The sequence below is a fragment of the Bacteroidota bacterium genome, assembly GCA_034439655.1.
GTDB lineage: Bacteria > Bacteroidota > Bacteroidia > UKL13-3 > UKL13-3 > CANJUD01.
This window is the reverse complement of the sequence record JAWXAU010000015.1, coordinates 1-19387: the sequence shown is the minus strand read 5'-3', so window position 1 is coordinate 19387 and position 19387 is coordinate 1. Positions and strand designations below refer to the sequence as shown.

The following is a 19387-nucleotide window of genomic DNA, read 5'->3' as shown; positions in this document are numbered from 1 at the left end:
CATATCATGTATATCAGCCATTGCAATACATACTTTTATCACTAATATATTATGAAATATTAGGGGGTGTTAAATTTTATAGATTATATTTTTATATATCGATAATTATTTTTATTGCTTTTTGTATTGTAAATTTATTTTTCTTACAAACATTATATTCATTCCCTTCTAATTCTCTACTATTATGTGCAGTATTTTTGTTACCTCAAATTTTATTATTATACGTAGAAATGATAGATAGGCCGGCAAGTACATCTCTTAAAAACCAGTCTGTATTTTGGTTTAACACAGGGAATTTGCTTTTTCAAAGCATAATGTTTCTTATTTGGGGTTTCTTTAATATTTTTAAAAATACAGGCAGTATGCCTAACTTTTTGCCTATTACAATTATAATTATTAATCTTTTATATTATGGTTGTCTTTCTATTACACTTTATCTGGAAAAGAAGCAAACAACTCTTGTCAATATATAAAAAGTAAGCAGCAATGACGCCACCCAAAGAACTCGACAATGATATTATCATATTTGTGGTATTGGGTATTTTATTCTTTTTGCTGCTCAGTTCTTTTGTGGTATATATTATTATATTGTTTCGCACACGCCGTAAAATGTTTATTGAAAATGAGAAGCAATTGAAAATGGATTTTGAAAAATCATTACTGGAATCGCAGGTAGAAATTAGGGAAGAATTGCTTAAATATGTGGCCATGGAGATTCATGACAACCTCAATCAAACAGCCTCGGTAATTAGGCTACAGCTCATTTCTCTAGGTCAGAATTTGCCAGAGAATTTCAGGTCGGTAGTGAATGATAGCAAAGAACAAATGGAGAAACTGATAGGTGACATGAAAGCATTAGGTGTTACCTTAAAATCTGAAAAATTATCACTAGGCTTTATTGAGGGATTACAACAGGTGGTGCAAAGAATAAATAATATTGGAAGGCTTAATATAGAGCTCACAAATGATTTTGACTATGAATTTGATTTAGATGTCGAAAAGCAAACATTTTTATTTCGCATCAGTCAGGAAATAATTAATAATGTATTGAAACATGCAAAGGCCACTAAATTAGAAATAAACATTACCAATTCTGCCAATTTGCTTATGCTTAGATATAATGATGACGGTATAGGGTTCGACAAAATGAAATTTTTTTCTGACCCAGCCAATATGAATACTAACCATGGTTTGAAAAATTTGTCAGAACGTTGCAAATTAATTAGTGCAGATTTAGACATTGCAAGTACATTGAACAAGGGAACAAAAATTATCATCAAAATGCCTATATAATGGAGCTCGATTCAAATAAAATTAATATTGTCATTGTCGATGATCATACCCTATTCCGTAAGGGACTAAAGGGATTGATAAAAAGTATTGATAAAAATTTTCAGGTAATTGCAGAGTATGGAAGTGGAATTGAAATAATCAATGCCATGCCCACTAGCCCTATGCCCGATATTATAACCATGGATATGAGTATGGATGAAATGGATGGCTTTGAAACCTCAATTCAATTACTGAAAAAATATCCCGATTTGAAAATTTTGGTAATTAGTATGGTACAAGAAGAAGATACTTTAATCAAGATGTTGCGTATCGGAATTAAAGGATATTTATCAAAGGATGTAGAGCCAAACGAACTGCGAAATGCCCTAATTTCGGTATTCCAAAAAGGATATTATTATACAGATTATATTACAGGTAAATTGGTGTCATCCATAAATATACCTACTGATGAAGCTGAAAAAACGCCGATTAACTTTACTGATAAGGAAATGCAATTCATCAAATTGTGCTGCACCGATTTGGCATATAAAGAAATTGCAGAGGAAATGAATACAAGTCTGAAAAGTATAGAATACAACAGTACAAATGTCTTCAAAAAAATGAATGTGAAAACTAGAATTGGTGCAGTATTATATGCTATAAAGCATAATTTGGTTGAACCGTTCTAGTGCGGCGGCAGCGGGATATATTATAATAATTTTAATCCTGCAAAACCGATGCTTTCAAATAGTCCATATTCATGCGAGCTATATTACTCAATGATATTTCCTTAGGACATTCCGCACTGCAAGCCCCTGTATTGGTGCAGGCTCCAAAACCTTCAGCATCCATTTGGGCTATCATTTTTTGTACCCTCAATTTGCGTTCTGTTTGTCCCTGGGGAAGCAATGCGTATTGTGATACTTTGGCTCCAACAAATAACATTGCTGATGCATTTTTACATGCTGCCACACAAGCACCGCATCCTATACATGAAGCAGCATCCATTGCCAAATCGGCTTTGTCCTTTTCTATGGGTAAATTATTTGCATCTTGCACTTGTCCAGTATTAACAGATACAAATCCACCTACAGCTTGTATGCGGTCGAAGGCCGAACGATCTACAACCAAATCTTTAATAACTGGGAATGCCTTTGCCCTAAAAGGTTCTACATGTATAGTTTCACCATCGGTAAAATTACGCATCATCAATTGGCAAGTAGTGGTAGCTTTTAAGGGTCCATGTGCACGACCATTGATATACATACTGCATGAACCACAAATCCCCTCTCGACAGTCGTGGTCGAATGCTACCGGCGAATCACCTTTACGAATGATATCTTCGTTCAACACATCAATCATTTCTAAGAATGACATATCAGGGTTTACGTTGTCAATTGTATAGTCAACCATTTTACCTGCAGCTTGTGCATTTTGTTGACGCCATATTTTGAGATTAAATTTCATGTTTGTTGGGGTTGGGATATAGTTCGCCGCGGCGGATGGGATATGGGGGTTTGTTATTATTCTGAAATTGGTTTGCGTAATTCATATAATACATTGGGATCCAAATCTAATTCACACATTTTTTGACTACCATCGTAGTCAATATAAGGTAAGAGGTTTTCCCAGTATATAGTAGTGCCGTTACATTTCACTTTTGAAAATAAAGCAATATCTTTTAGCTGTGCTGTAGTTCCTTGGTTAAATTTATTTATGAAATTGGATAAGTCGATTTCCCGCATTTCACCATGATTAAAATCGGCAACTATTTTATATGCATTAATGGATATTATTTTATTTACATTTGCTAGCATACTAGGTGTTGGGATATGGGATTTGGGGTGCTGTTATTTTGATGATTCGGGTAATTTTTTAGTAAGTGATACTACTAAACTTGACAGTCTTTTTGCTTGAATAGTTAGTTTTTCAGTAATAGTATTATATTCTTTTTCACTAATATATTTTAAGTTTTTGGCGATCATCAAACAAGTTTCTAATTCGTTTAGTGAGCCTCGTGCGATATTCAAAAAGTTAATATAACTTTTTGTGGATTTTCGTCCATGCCGTTCTGCTATGTTTAATGGAATGGATATGGTTGAACGTCTGATTTGAGAGGTGATTCCAAAGATTTCTTCTTTTGGAAAAGACTTTGTTATAGCATAAATATCTGTAGAAATATTTACACCTTCTTTCCAAACATCCAAATCTTTATATGATAGTATTAGTCCCATTAATTGAATCCCTATATCCTAAATCCCAATTCCTATTTATAACTACGTACTTGCAATTTTATATTATCAAATTTCAAATCTTCCTTATGCATCAAAGGTTCTCCATTTTCTCCTTTATATTCCCATGCTGCTACATAAGCATATTGCTCATCATTACGTTTTGCTTCACCAGCATCTTGATATTCTAATCGGAAATGGCCACCACAACTTTCATTGCGATTAAGTGCATCTACTATCATCAGTTCACCCAATTCCATAAAGTCTGCTACGCGTAATGCTTTTTCTAAATCAGGATTTAATTCTTCATTGGTTCCAGATACTTTTACATCTTTCCAAAACTCAGCTTTGAGTTCTTGCACCATCACGCGGGCTTTGGTCAAACCTTCGGCAGTGCGGGCCATGCCACAATAATCCCACATAATTTTTCCCAATTTTTTATGGAAATCATCAACAGTTTGTGTGCCTTTTATGGATAATAATTTTTCGATTCTTTCTTTTGCTTTGTTAGCTGCAGCTTCAAATTCGGGATGCGAAGTTTCTATTGGTTTGGTAAAAATTTCATCGGCCAAATAATTTCCAATAGTATAAGGCAATACAAAATATCCATCGGCCAATCCTTGCATCAAAGCAGATGCACCCAAACGATTTGCACCATGGTCGCTAAAATTGCATTCGCCCATAGCATATAATCCGGGCACCGTTGTCATCAAATCATAATCGACCCAAAGACCGCCCATAGTATAATGCACGGCAGGATATATTCTCATCGGAGTTTCATAAGGATCTTCACCAGTAATATGATGATACATATCAAATAAATTTCCGTAACGTGCTTCTACAACTGATTTGCCCAAACGTTTTATCGCATCCGCAAAATCGAGGTATACCGCTAGTCCAGATTCACCTACTCCACGTCCTTCGTCGCAAGCCTCTTTGGCTGCACGACTCGAAATATCGCGTGGGGCAAGGTTTCCAAAGGATGGATACTTGCGTTCCAAATAATAATCACGATCTTCCTCTTTTATATCTTGAGGGCTTTTTTTGCAATCATCTTTACTTTTTGGCACCCATACACGTCCATCGTTTCTTAATGATTCACTCATCAAAGTTAATTTGCTTTGGTATTCGCCACTAACTGGTATACATGTGGGGTGAATTTGAGTATAACAAGGGTTGCCGAAAAATGCTCCCTCTTTGTGTGCTTTCCATGCGGCGGTCACATTGCATCCCATGGCATTGGTACTTAAGAAAAATACATTTCCATAACCACCCGTTGCTAATACAACAGCATGCCCGAAATGTTTTTCCAACTCGCCTGTTATCATATTTCGTGCAATTATGCCACGAGCTTTTCCATCTATTTTCACCACTTCAAGCATTTCGTGGCGGTTATGTTCTTTCACATTTCCTAGACCCACCTGACGCATCATAGCCGAATAGGCCCCCAATAATAATTGTTGTCCCGTTTGGCCACGTGCATAAAAAGTACGACTTACCTGTGCACCACCGAAGGAACGATTATCAAGCAGCCCTCCATATTCACGAGCAAAAGGAACACCTTGTGCTACACATTGATCTATAATACTTGCACTCACTTCTGCAAGTCTATATACATTGGCTTCGCGGGCACGAAAATCGCCGCCTTTAATAGTATCATAAAATAAACGATATACTGAATCGCCATCATTTTTATAATTTTTGGCCGCATTAATTCCGCCTTGAGCCGCTATGCTATGGGCACGGCGGGCACTATCTTGGTAACAAAAAGTTTTAACGGTATAGCCTAACTCAGCAAGCGATGCTGCAGCTGAAGCACCAGCAAGTCCAGTTCCTACAACAATAATTTCGAGTTTGCGTTTATTAGAAGGGTTCACAAGTTTCACATGTGATTTATATTCTTCCCACTTTTTTTCGAGTGGGCCATCTGGTATTTTTGAGTTTAACATATAGTATTAAGTAATGGGTATTTCTATTTATCGGTATTATAACCTTTTTGAAGTTTGAAAATCATTTTTTGTAGTTCATTGCAATCATTTTGCAACAAATTTAATTGATTGGAATCAATATATCCCATGCGGTTTGATATAAAAAGTTGTGTTTCTAATTCGTACGCAGAGCCAGTTGAAATAGATAAAAATCTTACTAAATTTTTGTCTGAATTTCTACCACAGCCTTCTGCACTCTGAGAAGGAATCGAAACGGCTGCACGGTTCATTTGGCTTGAGATGCCAAATTTTTCAGCAGATGGAAATTCACTTGTTGTTTTCATAATTTTTGTCGCAAAATAAACTGCTTTCTGCCACACTTTCAATTCTTTAAAATTATGCATATTTCTTTTAATTTTTCGTCTATTGTTTTACCTGATACTTCCCGCCGCGGCGGGCTAACTACTTGGTACTTAATTTTAAAGAATCACCTTCATTGATATCTTTCAAAAACTCTGGATAAGCCATCGAACTTGGCATTACTGAAAAGTGACATTTCCCCCTGTTCGCTACTTCATCGGCCGAGCTTAGCAAGGCATGGTTTTTAAGGTAGTAACAATTGTATGATGTTTTTTTACACCAGTCCAAAACCATTTGTGCATTTTGCACCATAGGTATTTCTTCGGTACGGTGCATCTCTATAAAGAAAGAGGTTTTTTGCTGCGAGGCTAAACTCATGGAACCATTCAATACAAATGTTTCAGCACCTTCTACATCTACTTTTATTAAATCGGGAATCCATTGTATGGTTTCAACAATATGGTCTATGGTTACGGTATTGATATAAAAAAAACTATTAGTCTTACTTGCTGTATGTGCATGACTCCTAAACATAGAGCCAGCTTCGCCAATACCAATGGTATAAAATTTTACCTGCTCACCCACTTTGTCTGATACAAATCCGCAAAAGAATTGACTATTCAATCCCATTTCATTCATCATCAAATTTTTGTAAGCTATAGTAAGTGCTTCCAAATTGGGATCGACCAATAATACCTTTTTATTTCTGTTGTTCGATTTGGCATATATACCTGTCGAGCCTACATTGGCACCTATATCGAAGAAACAGTTGCTACGTTTTACCAATTCATAAAACCAAGCATCGTCTTTATCTGCATTCCTAATGGTTCTTTCATAGAGTCTTAAATCGTGCCCCATGAATTTTTCATGAAGCACTTTATATTTGGTGCCAAATAATTTTGCTTTAAATTCAGAAAGGATTCTGCGTATCATATTATATTTTTTATATTAAAAAAATCTTGTCCAGTCCATTATACCTTCATGGTTCACATAATCAAGTAAAAAGTAAATAGGCATAGCTGCAAAACCAGCAGGAATAACTACCGAGAATATCCATCCTATTGCTTTTATCACTGGGACATATTTGCGGTGGTGAACCCCAATACTTTGCCAAGCCGACTGAAAACCATGAACCAAATGATATGAAAGTGCTAATAAAGCAATCAAATAAAATATTACATACCACGGCTGTTGGAATGCCAATTTTACTTCAACATATAAATCTTTTACGATTTCAGTCTCTATCTCTGTGGGGCCTACATATTTTGCAGCAAAAACCATATACTGCGTCTCTAGTTTTTGCATCATAGCGGGATTTTTTTGAGCAAGCTCAAGGTCAACTCCCTGCACTTTTAGCAGGTCGATAAAAGCAGTATTTACGTCAAACTTTTTACGGTAAGCCGCAGCACTATCTTTAGTATCAAAAACATGGCTCTCTCCTTCGTGTTTTACCTCATAATAATTTTTATAGGGTACTTCACCAAACTTGTATTCACCCCAGAAATCGGCAAAATGTATTACAAGAAAAACCAATAATACGGTACCCAAAATTCCCATATTGCGGCTGCTCCAGGTACTACTTTTTTCAGGTTTATTATAGGTATAGTCTTGTGGACGTGCTTTACGATTTTGAATAGTGAGTACCAATGATTGTATGATATGAATTAATATAGCAGCATATAATAGGTATGATATCGTTTTGATGATTGGATTATGAATCATGAAGACCGTGTAACTATTAAATGCCAAGCCACCATCGTCTTTGAACAATTGAAAATTCCCTGCAAGGTGTACCACCAAAAAGAGGCACATGAACAATCCTGAGAGCGACATCACCCATTTGCGGCCTAGGCTGGAAGTAAAAGCTTTTGTAAACCAATTCATTTTAAGTATCTAAAATTTTGCCGCGAAACTATCATATAATCTTCAATTTTCATGGGCTTATTTTCAAAATTGTTCAAAGTTCAATGATATTGCACCTTACAGCGGCAGTCCTTATTTATAACAATTATGTATAATGAAAGTTCTCAAGTAATTTTGCGGTTCTTCTTTTTTTCGGAAACCATTTTTTTATCTTGCAATCTGTTTTCCACCGATGAACGCGTGGGTCTTGAAGCTTTTCGTTTTTTGGCGATTGTCAATGCCTTTTCGATCAAAGCATAAAATTTTTCAATACAGATCCCCTTGTTCACCAATTGGCTGCGATCTACTTGCGATACCACTCTCAAATAACCTTCGATATTGATTCGGGCCATCAGTTTCTCGGTGATTAAAACTTTTTCCTCATCGGTTAGAAATACAGAATTCATCACATGGAAACGCAATTCAACCTTGCTCGAAACTTTGTTTACATTCTGTCCGCCTTTGCCGCCACTGCGGCTGGTATTAAATTCAAATTCACTAGAGAAGTCTTTCATGGGTTTGCAAAGATAAAGATGGGATACGGGATTTAGGCTTCGGTTCGTCGGCGGCAAATAGGGCCATACGGTGTCGATTTGGAGTTATTGGGAGCCCAACATATATATCATGTCGAACACAAAAGAAAATAGCGGGCTTGACTATCAGCGGTATTTTTTATCATATTTTTTGACCCTAAATCCTATTCGCCGCAACGAACTGAATCCAAATTTTTTCCTTAACTTTGCCGCATGCAACCCTCCACGATTACTTCCACAGAATATTATATAGAATTAGAGCACAAATATGGTGCATACAACTATAAGCCTTTACCCGTAGTGCTGGAGCGAGGTGAAGGCGTTTATCTATGGGATGTGGAAGGCAAAAAGTATTATGATTTTCTTTCCGCTTATTCTGCAGTAAACCAAGGTCATTGTCACCCAAAAATTGTGGCGGCTATGGTGGAGCAAGCAGGTAAACTTACTTTAACGAGCCGTGCATTTCATAATAATTTATTAGGTGAATACGAAAAATATATCTGCGAATATTTTGGCTACGATCGTGTCTTGCCCATGAATACTGGTGTTGAAGGTGGAGAGACTGCATTGAAATTAGCACGTCGCTGGGCTTATGCCATCAAAGGAATTCCCGATAACCAAGCAAAAGTAATTTTTGCGGATGGCAATTTTTGGGGCCGTACCCTAGCTGCCATTTCTTCAAGCTCCGACCCTAGCAGTTATAAAGGTTTCGGACCTTTGCTATCAGGCTATATCAATATACCTTATAATAATTTAGATTCATTGCGTGAAGCTGTGAAAGACCCAAACGTATGTGCATTTTTTATAGAACCTATACAAGGAGAGGCTGGTGTAATTGTGCCTGATGATGGGTATTTGAAACAAGCGTATGATATATGCAAGCAAGCCAATGTTTTGTTTGTAGCCGATGAAATACAAACAGGATTGGGCCGCACAGGAAAAATGCTTGCATGCGATTATGAAAATGTAAAACCTGATATTTTGATTTTGGGCAAAGCACTTTCTGGCGGATTAATGCCCGTGAGTGCAGTGCTTAGCAGTGATGAAATCATATTAACCATCAAACCCGGAGAGCATGGAAGTACCTACGGAGGTAACCCATTGGCTTGCAAAGTTGCAATGGCCGCTTTGGAAGTGTTGAAAGAAGAAAATTTGACTGACAATGCTTTTAAAATGGGAAATATTTTGCGTAAGCGTTTGCGTGATATCCCCTCCGATTTAATTACGACGGTGAGAGGCAAAGGGTTGCTCAATGCTATTGTTATCAAGCCTTATGGCGATAGGCAGACTGCATATGATATATGTATTGCACTCATGAAAAACGGATTGCTCTGCAAGCAAACTCATGGTGATATTATACGTTTTGCCTGCCCCTTAATTATTACCGAAGAGCAAATTCATCAGTGTGCCGATATTATAGAAAAAACCATTCTTTCAATCAGCAAATAAGTTGATTAAAATACTCAAAAAAGTAAGCGGTAATGAACGCGTAACGATTCACCTACCTGCATCCAAGAGCATTTCAAACAGGCTTTTGGTTTTACAAAAACTATATAACATTCCTGTAAATTTCCACAATCTTTCCGAGTCGGACGATACCCAAGTATTATATCATTGTTTGAATCAGAATATATTACGCCGCGGCGGATGGGATGTAGGAAATTGTGGAACCGCAATGCGTTTTTTACTCTCTTATGCTGCAATTACATTGGGAAAGTATATAATAAGTGGCGATGAACGTATGCACCAAAGACCCATAAAACCGTTGGTAGATGCGTGGAAGGAGTTAGGTGCTGAAATAAACTACATTGAGGAAGAAGGTTATCCTCCCTTAGAAGTTGTGGGCAAGGAATTAATTAATTATTCAAAAGATATAGAAATTGATGGCAGTATTAGCAGTCAATATATCAGTAGTCTGATGATGGCTGGATGTAAGCTGGGTGCAGGCTTAAGTATTCACCTAGTAGGAAACATATCCTCACGACCCTATATAAAAATGACCTTGACATTGATGCAAGAAATAGGTTTGGATATTATGTGGGACGAAGAATTAGATATAATAAAGTGCAATAAATATACTGAGCCCAAACATATAGTAAAAAATTATTTTATCGAATCCGACTGGAGTGCGGCATCCTATTGCTACTTATGGGCTTTAGCTATCCCTGCATTGAAAATAGAGATTGAAAATTTGACTACCCATTCTTTGCAGGGCGATTCAATTATTAGCGAATACTTTAAAATGTTTGGTGTGAAAACTATTCAATTTGACGGAAATAAAATTTCAATTACAAATAATCAAAATACCCTAAATACAGAATTTGAATTTGATTGCACCCATTGCTTGGACATGACGCCCACATTAGCCTTGGCAGCTTATATCACACAAACAAAGGTGAAATTGACTGGCCTTGCAAATTTGAAACATAAAGAATCGAATAGGCTAAAAGTATTATACACAGAACTAAATAAATTTTCGAATAATTCAGCAACTATTATAGCTGATGATATATTATATATTCACCGAATTGAACCGATAAATTTTGATGAAACACTCGAAACCTATGCAGACCACCGCATTGCCATGGCCTTTTCGGCACTTGCAGCATTTGGCGATTTGAAGATTAACAATCCCGAAGTAGTTTCAAAATCTTTCCCTAGTTTTTGGGATGAGTTGAAAAAGCTCGGGGTGGAATTGGTGTGTTTACAATGAACGTAAAAATTGGTTGTGGTTGGTGAAAACAAACAACCACGGGCAGCTAAGTAATGCTGCAGGAATTTGTCATGTCGTCCCGCAAGCTTGCGGGAGAGACATCTACTACTTCCCGCTAGCACCGTTGATCCCTCGTTCCCTCGGGATGACAAATATGATGAGCATATACCACAATTCATCACACATCATTTACCAATAATCATTTACCACTATTCTTCCTTTTTGTGCAAAAACTGTATGTAACCCCAACGTATGCTAAACTAATTTCGCATAATATTTAAAACTAGCTCATGCTTAACAAAATTATTTTAATCAATACCAAGGTATATCAAAAGGCCGAGATCAACTTGGGCGACTGCGATTCGCTGCAATTGGTGGGTCCTAACAACGTGGGAAAATCGACCCTGATATACGCTCTCAACTTTTTGTTTATTGTTGACGGCAACAAAATGACTTTTAGCGGTCAACGTCGTGGTGACAAGGAAACGCTGCACCATTATTTCCCATCGCCCAACCAAAGTTATATATTGTTCGAGATACATAAGAAAACGTATTATACTATTTTGGTAAAACGTGATAGTGATAGCAATCTCGAGTATTTCCGCATTGATAGTGCTTATAACAAAGACTATTTTATTGATGCCGATAGCAAGCTTCTCAAGTTCGAAGAAGTAAAAGAAAACCTAATGAAACATGGGGTTACGCTTTATGAATACAAAGACAAACGTGAGGTGTTTATGGAAGTATACCAACGTGGTCGCAAAAACAATGGTGTTGTTTGGCTCGATGACAAAGTGCGGATGGATGGTTTGAGCAATAATTTCTCTAAAATTTATCGCTACCTCATCAATACCAAACTTATAACCAACAAAAATTTGAAAGAGGCTTTGCTGGTGGCAGATAACCGTGAGATGGAAGAACTGAACTTCTCGCAAAAAAATAAAAAAGACATTACCGACCTTTCCCGTATCAATAATGAGATCAGAAATGTGAAAGCTGTTCGTGGCGATTTTGAAGAGTTTAGAGAAGCGGTAGGCCAGTATGGTGCAAGGCAGAGAGCGATTAGCGAATTGTATTATGCTTTCAGCCAACAGTATGAAGAAACGGTTCCTGTATTGCAAAATAACTTGATGAAGGAACGTGGCGAGATGGATCGTGTGAGAATGTATATAAGCGAAGAGCTACATCCCAAGCAAGAAGATTTAACACGAAAGCAAGGAAAGAACGATTCGGATATTGAAAATAAAACTTTCCAATTATTGGAAAAAGAAAACAAACTGAAACTAATTAATAGTTATGAAGGTGTTCCTATCTTGAATGAAATGTTAGCAAACCATGATAAAAATCGTAAGGAAATAGAAAGTAGAATTACGATGGTGGATATACAAAATTTGACACCTGCATTATTGGAGCAAAAAATAAAAACATTAAAAGAAAGAGTTCAACTCCACGAGCAACAAATTAAGAATTTCAAAAATTTATTAATACATAATATTGCTGAAAAAGAATCGGACAGGAAGCTGCTCAACACTATATTCAGTGAGCAAATAAGCAGTTTACCCATTGATAATATATTAAAGAAAATTAGCAAGACTGGAAAAAAACTAAATTTATTCGATGGTGAAATTGATATATCAAAAGGTATTATATTAAAAGATTTAAAAACCATAGAAGAATTGAAAGCAGAATTGGCAGACTATATGCTCGATTTGCAACAACAAGAAGTATTATTAAAAGTAGTACAAGACAAACAAAAAACGCAAGACGAACTTGAACATATATTACGTGAAATTGAGCTCATCAAATTCAAATTGGCTGAATTAAAAACTAGACCTAAATTGATAGAAAGTATTACAGCAATCAAAGATGAAGTAAAAGAATTGCTCATTACCAAAAAACAATTGGAACAACAATCAATCGGTATTAAAAAAGATATAGAAGCTCAACAGTTACGCCTCGAAGAGGCCCGTAGCAATAGGGATAGATATGAGAATCGTTTAACGGAAATTCAAACTTTCAAGCAAGAATTGGAAGGGATGGGATTAACTGGTGTTGAGGCAGAAAGTGAATTGGATTTGGATAGGTTATATAAACGTATCAAACTACAAACTGAAGAACGCAATATATTAAAATCGAAGAAAGATAGTTTGTTCCAAAAACTCAAAGAAAAACTATTAAGCAACTTTGCAAGCGAAGAAGAATTTATCAATTATTATGATGAAGAAATTGGATTGATTGACAGCAAGGAAAGAAGTATAGAAGGTTTGCTGGAAAGTATCAGTACACAGTTTGCAAATCCTGCATATACCTTATTAAAACGATTTGAAGAGTTTCAAGAATTTGTAGTCAATAACTTTAACCAGAAATTGGGCAAAACCAGAATTTCAGATATCGAATCGCTGCGAATTGAATTGATAGAAAACCGCAGGTTGATGGATGAATTGAAAAAAATAAGTAAGATACAAGAAATAAAAGGGCAGATGATGTTCGATTTTGACCAAAGTGAGAGTTTAAAAATATTGAACCATTATTTGGATACCAGTAAGAAAATAAAATTCGAAGATTTATTCGATATGACTTTGCATCTAACCCGCAAAGGACAAAGCCGGCCAGTAGATTTGAGCGAGCAAATAGAGAGTGATGGTACTGATAAAATGATACGTTTGGTGATTGTGATGAATATTATAAATCGACTTGCAATAAATGATGAGGAAAATCGTATTGCACTATTTATTGATGAGGTTGCAACAATTGACAAACAGAACAGGCCTGAGTTGGTTCGTTTCTGTAGAGAGCATCATTTCATCCCCATCTTTGCTGCACCTGATGCGGTTCCTGGCTTTGGTAAATATTATTTTATATATCCCTCTGCGGGCAAAATTAGTATCAACGAAAATCACCATGCAGTTTATGCCGAAGCTGCTTTATTAAATTAATATATTATATAGTAAACAAACTCAATATATATATAATTATGCAAGCAGAACCAAAAACCATACTCAATTTCCTCGCTACGCATTTTGATGCTTTGGTATATTTGTTCGAAAAACAAAATAACGAAGGGAGTATACCTATTAGGTCTTTCAGAGAATTTGAAAAACACTATGGACAAATAGAACACCAGTTATTCGATTATAAAATACTGCGATCAGTGAGTGGCGATGAAGCCGAATTTAGTGGAGAAATATATAATCTTTTTCAATTTGTATTGCGTGAGTTTAAACCCATGCTCCCTGAAACAATTGAGAAGTATAATAGCAGTATCGGTAAATTATTCAGACTCATAGTAGAAGGTATTAATGGCGATAAACTTATATTGGCGAAACGTCTCGAAGAATTATATAGCGAAATATTTGCATTCCTAGAATCAATAGAGAAAAACACATTAAGATTATTGGCTGAAACCCGTGAGCTTAAGTCGAATGTAAGCAAAATTGATTATAAAGAAAAAGTTGAGAAAGCGACTTTTTGGATTGAATATTATATAGAGCCTTTAAATAAAATTCTTGATATCAACCATTCACAAAGTATCGTAAATCAATTATTAGAAGTTTCAAATTTTCTGAATGTGAAACGCCTCAATTTTAGTGATGAAACTATTAGAAAACAATTTGAAAGAATATACTTCTTTTTGGTACAAACTAATCACGATTTATTGAATCAATCAAAAATATTGACCAATGAATTATTACCATTAATAGAACGTATACGGACGGAAAGCCTTATTCTGACTGGGTGGATAGAATTTCTGAAAAAACCGAATAGGGTGCAAACTCCTCCCCTACTTAAAGTAACGCGTGACAATCCTTATAGCAATGAAATGTATTATCATGCCAAAGAATTTGTGATGCAATTCCAGAACGTGGAAGATATCATTATCAATGAAGAATTGGTTGACACCGAAATGTGGATTTTTAATAAAGATAAATATAAAAATGATTTGATAGCGCAAATGCCTGTTCCCGATTTTTTCAAATGGGCCTCTGCTTCGCTCAAAAATGAATATAATCAAATAGAAACCGAAAAATTATTTTCAATCACTTCACTTTTATTCGAAGATGATTTAACGAAAGAGTTCGACCCATCGGACAAGCACACCACCGTAAGAACCACACATGTAACCTTAAAAGTACCCAAAATAAAAATATATAAATATGGAATATCCTAAGCAACATAAAGAAATCGTGAACCAGTTGATGGCAGGAAAATTTTTGCTACGCAACGAAATGGATTTTGAAATTATAAAACAGAACAAAGATTTCTACACCTCTTTTTTCAAAGAGAGTTTCAACTATGGTTTGCAAATAGAAAGTGAATATGCTTATATCATAAGTTTTGAAACCAAGGAACAATTATCGAGAGATATATGTATTATGATGGCGGTACTAAGTTACGAGCTCGACAAAGATGGAAAAAACTTCATGGACCAGCTCCAGTATGCACCATTTGAGTACGATCAAATTGATAAATATTTCGAAAATTCTTCTTATCAAGATTTGATAAAAGCCAATAAACAATTGCGTGATTCCGAATCTCGGAGACAATTTCTTCGCACCATGGCTACCCGAAATATTATAGAAAAAACAGGCGAACAACAATTTATGTTCACGCCTGCACTTAAAGTATTTATTGATTTTGCTGTGGATTTTGCTACTGGAAAATTGGAGCAGGCTAGTGTAAGTTTGGATAATGATACAGATAGTTATGCAGATGGGGAGGAGGAGGAGTAGCCACTATTTGTGCCGCAAAGAACGCAATGTTAAACTCAAAGGATGTAAAGAATAATAACAATAGCGAACCTTGCGAACCTTGCGGTTAATTTTCCGCCTTCAACCCACAATTTTTATTTCCGCATGCAACCATTTATCTTTGCATGGGGTCTTGTATAAAAATGAAAAGAATATATAGCATTATTACGCTTCTAATTATAGCCAGTCATTGTATGGCTCAGGTGGGAGGATCTCAAATTTTTACTTTTCTCAAATTACCGTCATCGGCTCGGGTGGCTTCGCTGGGTGGTTCATGCATACAAGTGATGGACGACGATGTGGCCAATGTGCAACAGAACCCGGCATTATTAAATCCACAAATGCACTTGCAACTCAGCACCAATTGGGTAAACTATCTAGCCGATATCAACTTTGGGTATTTTGGAACAGCTTACTCCCTGAAAAAATATGGCAACATTGCTGTTGGATTACAATATATAAACTACGGAACTTTTAATGGTTATGATGAATCGCAAAACTCGCTAGGTACTTTTAAAGCGGGTGAAAATGCATTTAATGTTGCCTATTCAAAAGCTTATAATAAATGGGTGAACTTTGGCGTGGGTGCAAAATATATATCAGCGAATTATGGCGGAAATCGTTCTACTGGGTTAGCCATGGATGCGGGCGTGAATGTTCGCAGTGGTGATAGTTTGTTTGATGCCGCAGTTGTATTCCGCAATTTTGGAACACAGTTCAATACTTTTAATGGCGTTGATGCCAAAGAACCCCTACCCTATGAATTGCAAGCTGGATTAAGTTTCAAACCGCGACACATGCCCATTCGTTTTTTATTTACGGGCACCAATTTGCAAACCAAAGCAACTACTTATATCAACAATAACAAACCCAAACAAATATCATTGGAAACAGGCGAAGAAATTGAACCTAAAGTAACAGTAGGTAAGAAAATATTTAGCCATCTCACTTTTGCTACTGAATTTATTTTGGGCAAAAGTTTACGCTTGCGTTTTGGCTTGAATCCACGTATGCGTAATGATATGAAACTTGATGAAGTCCGCGGATTATCAGGATTTTCGTGGGGATTCGGCTTTAAAGTAAAAAGGTTTTCTATATCATACGGCGGTGCTATGTACACCCCAGGCATTACTACAGGTCATTTCTCTTTACAGTTAAACCTTGACAATTTCAGGTGGGCTAAGTAATAATTCCTGTTTTATTGAGCTAAATACTAAACTCTCAATAAACTTATGTACCACATTTTCCTCCTTTCCCTTTTTTAAATCTGAAAGTGAAGGCAGGTTTTTTACATAATAATTTTGTGAATGCGACATCTCAATAATGGTGGATGCTAATGAACGGGGGAATTTATACTGCCGGTTATTTTCCAATATTATTTCAGAAATTCGTACACAAAAATCTTTATAGGGTTTAAATAGTTTTTCTTTATTGTATGCTGAAACCAGCTTTGTAAGATAAGTTTTAGCACCTTCTGACATCACTATTTCATATAATAAGTTTTCATTAATATAAGGAGTAGAAATATCATCAGTAATTGGTGTACATAGCAATTGGATTACTTTCTTTAACTTCGTTTCTGGTTTTACAACATTATTAATTTTCAAAATCAATCTATATTCTTGCCACGACCAATACCAATCAACAATATAAAGTAGTAATAAATGCTTATTTTCAAAATAGCGATAAACACCTGCTTCTGTAGTTCCAATTTCTAAAGCCAATTTTTTAAACGTAAATGCATCAAATCCTATTTTATGAATAAGAAAAATACTGTGCTTAATTATTTTTTTTCCTAATTCCGTTTCTATAGGGTTTCTTAAAAACAACTTTTCGTTAAGTTCGATATTGAGATAAACATCCATTTTGAATATATTTTTTTCACAAAGGTAGTAGTATTATATTTGATAGCAATACTATTGTATAAAATATTCATACTACCTTTGCAACAGAATTATAAAAACCAAAATAGTGGAAAATTTGCTCAAAAAATTAAAATCTGACCTTCCCGCCAGCATTGTTGTATTCCTTGTAGCCGTTCCTTTATGCTTGGGAATAGCACTTGCATCAGGTGCTCCCTTGCTTTCTGGCATTATATCCGGAGTAATTGGTGGTATTATAGTGGGATATATAAGTAAATCGCAAACCAGTGTTAGTGGCCCCGCAGCGGGGCTTGCGGCTGTGGTATTATCCTCTATTACGCGGCTAGGAACTTTTGAAATATTTCTAACTTCTGTATTCATTGCTGGAATTATTCAATTAATAATGGGCATTGCAAAAGCTGGATTCATAGCCAAATATGTCCCTTCAAATGTAATTAAAGGATTATTGGCTTCCATCGGTATTCTATTAATTATAAAACAAATACCACACGCAATTGGGTACGACAATGACCCAGAAGGTGAAAGTGCCTTTAATCAAATTGATGGAGAGAATAGTTTTTCAGAGATTTTCCATGCATTAAATGATTTTACGCCAGGAGCTATAGCAATCAGCATTATTTCTATACTATTTTTGTTGGCTTGGAGCAAGCTACCGCTCAAAAAACTAAAGCTTTTGCCTGCATCTCTTTTTGTGGTCGTGCTCGGTATTGTTTTAAATTATATTTTTAAAAATTATCTACCATTTTTCGCAATCCAACAAACACATTTAGTAAATATACCGGCTTTGGATACAAACAATTTATCTCAGTATTTTCATTTACCAACGTTTAGCAATTTAGCTAATTCTCAAGTGTGGGCAGTGGCACTTACTATTGCCCTTATAGCATCATTAGAAACCTTGCTTAATATTGAAGCAATCGACAAACTTGACCCTCACAAAAGGCTAACACCGCCGAACAGAGAAATGGTTGCCCAAGGGATAGGTAATATGTTAGCTGGATTGTTTGGTGGTTTGCCTCTAACCTCAGTTATAGTGAGAAGTTCTGTAAACGTTCAATCGGGAAACGAAACGAAACTTTCAACTATTTTACACGGTATATTTCTATTGATTTTTGTTGTGTTTTTAAGTATGCTATTAAATCAAATCCCACTAGCATCGCTTGCTGTTATTTTATTAATGACGGGCTATAAGTTAACAAAATTAGCTTTATTTAAAGAAATGTATCAAAAAGGATGGAATCAATTTATTCCGTTTATTGTAACGATAATAGCCATTGTATTTACCGATTTGTTGCTTGGCGTATTAATCGGTTTGGCCACCTCGATTTTTTATTTATTGCGAAGCAATTTTAGGAATCCATTTGTAAAGGAAATAAACAAATTGCATATTGGAAAAGTTATAAAATTGGAGCTTCCCAATCAAGTATCATTCTTCAATAAAGCATCTATAAAGGATACATTATGGAGTGTACCCGCAAATTCTAACGTTACTATAGATGCCACATACTCCGACTTTATAGACAATGATGTACTGGAAATAATTACCGATTTTAAAACTACTGTAGCACCTGAAAAGAACATTCGACTAAACCTTTTGGGCATACAAGGAAAATATGAATTGAAAGAAAACATAGAATTTATTAATGTATTAGATAAAGAAACACAACAAAAATTACAACCACCAGAAATTTTAGATTTATTAAAAATAGGAAATCAACGTTTTATCGATGGTAGTGGCACCGACAAGTATTATTTGCATCAGGTAAAAGCTACCTCCGCAGGGCAAAACCCAATGGCAGTTTTAATTGGTTGCATTG

Annotated in this window: 19 protein-coding genes; 10 read left to right on the top strand and 9 right to left on the bottom strand. The window is 35.7% G+C overall.

The features are described 5' to 3' along the window. The 3 genes from SGJ10_01140 to SGJ10_01130 form a co-directional block, all read left to right on the top strand. The coding region (locus SGJ10_01140; protein ID MDZ4756728.1) for a hypothetical protein at positions 1–473 on the top strand (473 nt) is incomplete at its 5' end. Between the two features lie 13 nt (positions 474–486). After that, positions 487–1293, top strand: coding sequence for a hypothetical protein (locus SGJ10_01135; GenBank protein ID MDZ4756727.1), 807 nt, complete (start codon positions 487–489; stop codon positions 1291–1293). Beyond that, the gene (locus tag SGJ10_01130) at positions 1293–1961 is read left to right on the top strand and encodes a response regulator transcription factor (GenBank protein MDZ4756726.1); all 669 of its coding nucleotides are present in this window, start codon (positions 1293–1295) and stop codon (positions 1959–1961) included. Before SGJ10_01135 ends, SGJ10_01130 begins: the two co-directional genes overlap by 1 nt. Before the next feature lie 31 nt (positions 1962–1992). Here the strand turns inward: SGJ10_01130 and SGJ10_01125 are convergent, their stop codons facing one another. The 8 genes from SGJ10_01125 to arfB form a co-directional block, all read right to left on the bottom strand. After that, positions 1993–2739, bottom strand: a complete 747-nt coding sequence (locus SGJ10_01125) for a succinate dehydrogenase/fumarate reductase iron-sulfur subunit (GenBank protein ID MDZ4756725.1) — start codon at positions 2737–2739, stop codon at positions 1993–1995. 56 nt (positions 2740–2795) lie between these two features. Beyond that, positions 2796–3089, bottom strand: coding sequence for a DUF2442 domain-containing protein (locus SGJ10_01120; protein ID MDZ4756724.1), 294 nt, complete (start codon positions 3087–3089; stop codon positions 2796–2798). Positions 3090–3122: 33 nt separating this feature from the next. Further along, on the bottom strand, positions 3123–3506 hold the full coding sequence (locus tag SGJ10_01115; protein ID MDZ4756723.1) for a four helix bundle protein: 384 nt from the start codon (positions 3504–3506) through the stop codon (positions 3123–3125). A 32-nt stretch (positions 3507–3538) separates the two neighbouring features. Next, positions 3539–5452, bottom strand: a complete 1914-nt coding sequence (locus SGJ10_01110; protein MDZ4756722.1) for a fumarate reductase/succinate dehydrogenase flavoprotein subunit — start codon at positions 5450–5452, stop codon at positions 3539–3541. Between the two features lie 23 nt (positions 5453–5475). Next, on the bottom strand, positions 5476–5835 hold the full coding sequence (locus tag SGJ10_01105; protein MDZ4756721.1) for a four helix bundle protein: 360 nt from the start codon (positions 5833–5835) through the stop codon (positions 5476–5478). 58 nt (positions 5836–5893) lie between these two features. Next, positions 5894–6724, bottom strand: coding sequence for an FkbM family methyltransferase (locus SGJ10_01100; GenBank protein MDZ4756720.1), 831 nt, complete (start codon positions 6722–6724; stop codon positions 5894–5896). Between the two features lie 15 nt (positions 6725–6739). Then, entirely contained in the window at positions 6740–7675 is a 936-nt protein-coding gene (locus SGJ10_01095) for a succinate dehydrogenase cytochrome b subunit (protein ID MDZ4756719.1), read from the bottom strand. A 143-nt stretch (positions 7676–7818) separates the two neighbouring features. Next, positions 7819–8208 (bottom strand): alternative ribosome rescue aminoacyl-tRNA hydrolase ArfB, encoded by a 390-nt coding sequence (gene arfB, locus SGJ10_01090; GenBank protein ID MDZ4756718.1) that lies wholly within the window; start codon positions 8206–8208, stop codon positions 7819–7821. A 231-nt stretch (positions 8209–8439) separates the two neighbouring features. Here arfB and rocD point away from each other — a divergent pair, with 231 nt between their 5' ends. The 6 genes from rocD (at position 8440) to porQ (ending at position 16874) form a co-directional block, all read left to right on the top strand. Next, the gene (gene rocD, locus SGJ10_01085) at positions 8440–9675 is read left to right on the top strand and encodes an ornithine--oxo-acid transaminase (GenBank protein ID MDZ4756717.1); all 1236 of its coding nucleotides are present in this window, start codon (positions 8440–8442) and stop codon (positions 9673–9675) included. A gap of 1 nt (position 9676) precedes the next feature. Next, positions 9677–10939: a 3-phosphoshikimate 1-carboxyvinyltransferase gene (locus SGJ10_01080; protein ID MDZ4756716.1), complete on the top strand. Its 1263-nt coding sequence runs from the start codon at positions 9677–9679 to the stop codon at positions 10937–10939. A gap of 290 nt (positions 10940–11229) precedes the next feature. Then, entirely contained in the window at positions 11230–13875 is a 2646-nt protein-coding gene (locus SGJ10_01075; protein MDZ4756715.1) for a hypothetical protein, read from the top strand. Positions 13876–13913: 38 nt separating this feature from the next. After that, entirely contained in the window at positions 13914–15107 is a 1194-nt protein-coding gene (locus SGJ10_01070; protein MDZ4756714.1) for a hypothetical protein, read from the top strand. After that, complete coding sequence (locus tag SGJ10_01065; protein MDZ4756713.1) at positions 15094–15669, top strand: hypothetical protein; 576 nt, start codon at positions 15094–15096, stop codon at positions 15667–15669. The genes SGJ10_01070 and SGJ10_01065 overlap by 14 nt, the downstream gene beginning before the upstream one ends. A 161-nt stretch (positions 15670–15830) precedes the next feature. Next, on the top strand, positions 15831–16874 hold the full coding sequence (gene porQ, locus SGJ10_01060) for a type IX secretion system protein PorQ (protein MDZ4756712.1): 1044 nt from the start codon (positions 15831–15833) through the stop codon (positions 16872–16874). On the opposite strand, the gene SGJ10_01055 is transcribed toward porQ, so the two are convergent. Further along, positions 16842–17552 (bottom strand): TetR/AcrR family transcriptional regulator, encoded by a 711-nt coding sequence (locus tag SGJ10_01055; protein MDZ4756711.1) that lies wholly within the window; start codon positions 17550–17552, stop codon positions 16842–16844. The two genes, porQ and SGJ10_01055, sit on opposite strands and share 33 nt — an antisense overlap. Before the next feature lie 106 nt (positions 17553–17658). Between SGJ10_01055 and SGJ10_01050 the strand changes: the two genes are divergently transcribed. Continuing rightward, on the top strand, positions 17659–19387 hold a 1729-nt coding region (locus tag SGJ10_01050), incomplete at its 3' end, for a SulP family inorganic anion transporter (protein MDZ4756710.1).